At 46.9% G+C, this 5,296-nt stretch carries 6 protein-coding genes; 2 read left to right on the forward strand and 4 right to left on the reverse strand.

Annotated elements, in window-relative coordinates; translation table 11 throughout:
• Positions 1-295 (forward strand): primosomal protein N' (locus tag KGY70_16410; protein ID MBS3776782.1); only part of this gene is annotated, 295 nt, incomplete at its 5' end.
• Positions 296-365: 70 nt separating this feature from the next.
• Here KGY70_16410 and KGY70_16415 read toward each other — a convergent pair.
• Positions 366-701: a hypothetical protein gene (locus KGY70_16415; protein MBS3776783.1), complete on the reverse strand. Its 336-nt coding sequence runs from the start codon at positions 699-701 to the stop codon at positions 366-368.
• A gap of 53 nt (positions 702-754) precedes the next feature.
• Entirely contained in the window at positions 755-1,090 is a 336-nt protein-coding gene (locus tag KGY70_16420) for a PDZ domain-containing protein (protein ID MBS3776784.1), read from the reverse strand.
• Positions 1,091-1,188: 98 nt separating this feature from the next.
• On the opposite strand from KGY70_16420, the gene KGY70_16425 reads away from it, so the two are divergent.
• Positions 1,189-2,589, forward strand: a complete 1,401-nt coding sequence (locus tag KGY70_16425) for a metallophosphoesterase family protein (protein MBS3776785.1) — start codon at positions 1,189-1,191, stop codon at positions 2,587-2,589.
• Here KGY70_16425 and fumC read toward each other — a convergent pair whose 3' ends face one another.
• Together fumC and KGY70_16435 are read right to left on the reverse strand one after the other, a co-directional pair.
• A complete protein-coding gene (gene fumC, locus KGY70_16430; GenBank protein MBS3776786.1) occupies positions 2,590-3,975 on the reverse strand; it encodes a class II fumarate hydratase in 1,386 nt (461 codons plus the stop codon). It abuts the gene before it with no gap.
• Positions 3,976-4,163: 188 nt separating this feature from the next.
• Positions 4,164-5,296, reverse strand: a 1,133-nt coding sequence (locus KGY70_16435; protein ID MBS3776787.1) for a fumarate hydratase C-terminal domain-containing protein, incomplete at its 5' end; no start/stop codon positions are given.

Genomic DNA, 5,296 nt, shown 5'->3' on the forward strand with positions numbered 1-5,296 from the left:
TTACTACCGGCTGGTGAAGATATTGCTCAAACACCGGAATCGGGAAGTCTTGAACGACGCTTCAGAACTGCTTAAGAAGGAATTGCAGAAAATGTTCGGCTATCGCGTGCTGGGCCCCCAGGATCCTTTGATCGGAAGGGTGCAGAACTATCATCTGAAGCATGTGATCATTAAAATCGAAAAGGAAAAGTCACCGAGCAAGTCAAAGGAGCTCATCCGAAAAATCACTACCAAAGTTCAGTCCTCGGAAAAATTCAAGTCTCTGCAGGTGCATTACGATGTGGACCCGCTGTAAGGAACTCGTTTACGGGGAGAATAATTTTGGTACCTTCAAATTTCCCTAAAAGACTTATGTATTTAAATGTTTACATTGATCTCACTTTCTGCTTTGAATGGGTTGCTCCTGTTCTTCCTATAAAACCGAAATATTTAAGTGCATACAAGCATTCCCCACTCCGGCCTTCCATGAGCCAGTGAAGGGTTGGTGACTTTTTGTTTTGATCCCTTATTTCTGCTTCAGAGAGGTGGCCGAAATAACGAAAGATTTCTTTTTCCGAGAGGTTTAATTTCTTCCAGTAGCGTTCTGCCAGTTTTTTACCGTAATAGGGTGAAAACCTACCTTCTCTAACTGCCTCATAAATCCGGCGAATTGAGAAGACGGCGAACCTGATTGCTTTTTTTCTTGTCTGTTTTGTTTTCATTGGTCAAGGTTTTTATATCTACTTTACGATATAAAGCATTATAATGTTCTATTTTATAGGAAAAAATTAATTATTATTTTTACTCCTCCGGGTATATCCAGTTTTCTGGCAGTTTCCCTGTCGATTTCTTTTACATTTATACCCAGAATATCCAGTATGGCTTTATCTTCTTTTTTTACCATACGGGTTTCTCCTTCCTGGTTGCGCAAGGGCACTTCAAATTCCATCTTTTTCGCGAACCGGTCAACCAACAAGGTAACTTTGTCTCCGGGACGCTTCTGACTGATGATCTCCAACAATTCACCGGATGATTTTACTGACTGGCCATTAACTTCAAGAATGACATCACCTGGTTTGATTCCTGCATCTCCCGCAGCGCTGTTTTCCATGAGGCTATCCACGTAAACACAAACTTAATATACATTTAAAAACATTTAATGATGTTTATTGTATTTTAGTAAGGAACATTTAACCAAAACAAAAGACCATGAAATATTCCATATCGTTCATTAAAGTCATAATACTTATTTACCTTGTGCTCTTCGGAATATACGGATGCAGTCCATCCGGTGAGGAAAATAATGGCACCAGGGGCCACAACCACACCCATCAGGGAGAGCCGGGTGAATACCCAACTCATTATCCTGACCGCATCAATGTAACCTGGAACGGAGATCCGGCTACATCCTTTGCGGTTACCTGGCGTACAGATTCTACCATAGAACAGGGCGAGGCACATATTGCACCCTCCACGCCCGCACCGCAATTCTATCGACATGCCGAGACCTTTGATTCGGAGGTTACTCGTTTGGAATCAGGCAAGATAGAAGGTGACGGCATAAGTGCCAACTATCATACGGTTGTTTTTGAAGGATTAAAACCCAATACATTATATGCTTACAAGGTTGGTCATAAGGGGCACTGGAGCGAATGGTTCCAGATACGCACGGCCAGCCGGGAGCAGGAACCGTTTAGTTTTATATATGTCGGCGATGCCCAGAATGGGATTTTGTCCCACTGGTCAAGGTCGATCAGGACAGCTTACGCAGAGGAACCCGCTGCCCGTTTTGTAATTCATGCAGGTGACCTGGTGAACAGGGCCCACAGGAATGTGGAATGGGGCCGGTGGAACCGGGCAGGATCATTTATTCAGAGTAAGCTGCCCGGTATTGCTGTTCCCGGCAACCACGAATATGATAGCTATACAGAAGAACAGGATGAGAACAAGCTCTCCATCCATTGGCGTCCGCAGTTTGAATTTCCACACAACGGTCCCGAAGGCCTGGAAGAAACAGTTTATTATCTCGATTACCAGGGCATGCGAATCATTGCGCTGAATTCCAACGAGCAGATTAACAAGCAAACCCAATGGCTTGAAAAGGTGCTTCAGGACAATCCCAACCGATGGACTGTGGTCACGCACCATCACCCGATCTATTCATCAGCGGAGGGCCGTAATAATGAAAAAATCAGATCTTCATGGCAACCCCTTTACAGTAAGTACGGAGTCGATCTTGTGATGCAGGGTCACGATCATACTTATGCAAGAGGACAAACGGAGAACATTACCGGTGGGCTGAATGTCAAGGATCCCTCCTCGGGCACAATTTATGTGAATTCGGTCAGCGGCGCCAAGATGTATGATCTGGGTGAAGAAGGATGGAAATCATTTGGTGGCGAGATGCAGCGTTCTGCCGAAAATACCCAGTTGTACCAGATCGTTCATGTCGGCAGAGATACAATGGAATATAGGGCCTATACGGTTACCGGAGAACTATACGATGCTTTCGATCTGGTGCAGCAGGAAGGACAAAAAGCCAACAAAATGATTGAAGGGCCGGTGGATATCCAACAACGCACTTTTGACAATACCATTCCTTACGATTGATCAGGTCATCTTATCCGGATCAATCCACTTGTCGAACTGTTCTTTTGTAAGGTATCCCGATTCAATGGCTGCCTGCCTCAGCGTTTTGTTTTCCTGGTGTGCTTTTTTGGCTATTTCGGCCGCTTTCTCATAGCCGATGTGGTTATTGAGCACCGTAACAAGCATCAGGGAATTATCCAGGTGTTCATTTATTTTATCCCTATTTGGGCGAAGTCCGACCACGCATTTGTACGAAAATGACAGGCATGCATCACCCAGTAGTCTGGCCGACTGCAGGAAATTGGAAATGATCATGGGCTTGAAGGCATTCAGTTCATACTGTCCGTTAGCTCCACCGAAATTGATGGCTGCATCGTTGCCCATTACCTGCGCGCATACCATGGTTACTGCTTCGACCTGGGTAGGGTTCACCTTACCCGGCATAATGGAGGAACCCGGCTCATTGGCAGGCAGGCTTATCTCACCGATGCCACAGCGGGGCCCCGAACCAAGCATGCGTATGTCGTTGGCAATCTTCATCAGGGCGCCGGCTATGGTCTTTAGTGCCCCATGGGCTTCAACCAGGGCATCGTGTGCTGCAAGAGCTTCAAACTTGTTTTCGGCCGTTCTGAAAGGCAAACCTGTTAACCGGGCAATTTCTCCGGCAACTTCCTTCCCGTAGTTTTTAGGGGCATTTAATCCGGTTCCTACCGCAGTTCCTCCTATAGCCAGCTCGGAGAGGTGATCCAAGGTATTGCGCAATGCCTTCAGACCATGATCGACCTGGGAAGCATACCCGGAAAACTCCTGTCCCAGTGTCAGTGGGGTAGCATCCATCAGGTGGGTACGTCCCGTTTTGGTAATGTCCTTAAATGCTTCGCTCTTTTCTCTCAAGGCATCCCTTGATCCCTCCAGTGAGGGGATGGTGTTTTCCATAAGCATTTTGTAGGCTGCTATATGCATGGCAGTGGGAAACGTGTCGTTGGTTGATTGTGACTTGTTCACCTCGTCGTTGGGATGAAGTGGTCTGGTGCCTTCTCCCAGTTTGCCTCCCTCAAGCACATGAATGCGGTTGGCGATCACCTCGTTCACATTCATGTGGGTATGGGTTCCCGAGCCGGTTTGCCAGATCACCAGCGGGAAGTGTTCGTCCAGTTTCCCTTCCGTAATCTCGACACAAACCCTGCTAATCAGGTCCATTTTTTCTTTGGAAAGTACACCCAGTTTATGGTTGACAATGGCAGCGGCTTTCTTGAGTATGCCATAGGCATAAATGATCTCAGGGGGCATGGAAGCGGCCTCACCAATTCGGAAATTGTTCAGCGAGCGCTGCGTCTGCGCTCCCCAATATTTATCAGCAGGTACCTGAACAGGACCAAGGGTGTCGTATTCGGTTCGGTAATCCATAAAAAGATTAGTTTTTCTTTCCATACAAGTCAGAGAAGAAATGGTTGAAGGAGAGGGAAAGAAAACTCTTTAATAAACCCTGAAATTTGGAAATAGTTCTAAATAAAGGAGTCTAAGGGTAAATAATAATTTTTTCAATATAACAAAAAGCCTAATCTGTTCTCATGTGCCTAATGTGGTTAATAATTTCACTGTTTATAGAAATCATTCCCTTTATCATCCACCAGTATAAAAGCCGGGAAATCCTTAACCTCGATTTTATAGATGGCTTCCATTCCCAGTTCCGGGTATTCCAACAGCTCTACGTTCTTAATGTTTTCCTGCGCCAGTATGGCAGCCGGTCCCCCGATGCTTCCCAGGTAAAATCCCCCATACTTTTTGCAGGCATCGGTAACCTGCTGACTGCGGTTACCTTTGGCGATCATCACCATGCTACCGCCATGTCTCTGGAAGGGTTCCACATAGGGATCCATTCTTCCTGCAGTTGTAGGGCCGAATGATCCTGAAGGCATGTCTTCAGGCTTCTTGGCCGGTCCGGCATAGTAAATGGGATGTTCCTTTATATATTCGGGAAGGTCTTCGCCTTTGTCCAGCCGCTCTTTCAGCCTGGCATGAGCCATATCGCGTGCCACTATGATGGTACCGTTAAGAGATAACCTGGTGCCCACCGGATGTTTGGATAATTCAGCCAATACTTCATTCATGGGCCGGTCCAGGTTGATGCTTAAGGCACCATCCTCTTCTTTTTTGCGCAGATGACCGGGAATGAGCCTTCCAGGATTTTGCTCCAGTTTTTCCAGCCAGATACCGTCTGTGTTGATTTTGGCTTTGATATTGCGGTCGGCGGAACAGGAGACACCCATTCCCACGGGGCAGGATGCACCGTGTCTGGGTAGCCGGATTATGCGGATGTCGAGGGCAAAGTACTTGCCTCCGAACTGGGCACCGAGGCCTAGGTTGTAAGCAGCTTTTAATATTTTTTGTTCCAGGTCCCTGTCGCGGAAAGCCTGGCCACCCATGTTGCCCTCATCGGGTAGATTATCCAGGTATTTGGCTGATGCCAGTTTTACTGTTTTCAGGTTGGCTTCGGCAGAAGTGCCACCTATGACAAAAGCGATATGGTAAGGGGGGCAGGCAGCTGTTCCAAGGGTTTGCATCTTTTCAACCAGGAAAGCTTCCAGCTTTTCCGGTTTCAGGAGAGCCTTGGTTTGCTGGTAAAGGGCTGTTTTATTGGCTGAGCCTCCACCCTTGGCCATAAAAAGGAAGTTGTATTCATCTCCGTCGCTGGCATGGATGTCAATCTGTGCCGGCAGGTTGGTTC

Source organism: Bacteroidales bacterium (assembly GCA_018334875.1).
In the GTDB taxonomy this organism is placed as follows: domain Bacteria; phylum Bacteroidota; class Bacteroidia; order Bacteroidales; family UBA12077; genus JAGXLC01.

Excerpts from the sequence above, each read along its gene's own strand:
- KGY70_16425 (MBS3776785.1), top strand. The coding sequence starts at position 1,189 with ATGAAATATTCCATATCGTTCATTAAAGTCATAATACTTATTTACCTT.
- fumC (MBS3776786.1), bottom strand. The coding sequence starts at position 3,975 with ATGGATTACCGAACCGAATACGACACCCTTGGTCCTGTTCAGGTACCT.
- KGY70_16415 (MBS3776783.1), bottom strand. The coding sequence starts at position 701 with ATGAAAACAAAACAGACAAGAAAAAAAGCAATCAGGTTCGCCGTCTTC.
- KGY70_16420 (MBS3776784.1), bottom strand. The coding sequence starts at position 1,090 with ATGGAAAACAGCGCTGCGGGAGATGCAGGAATCAAACCAGGTGATGTC.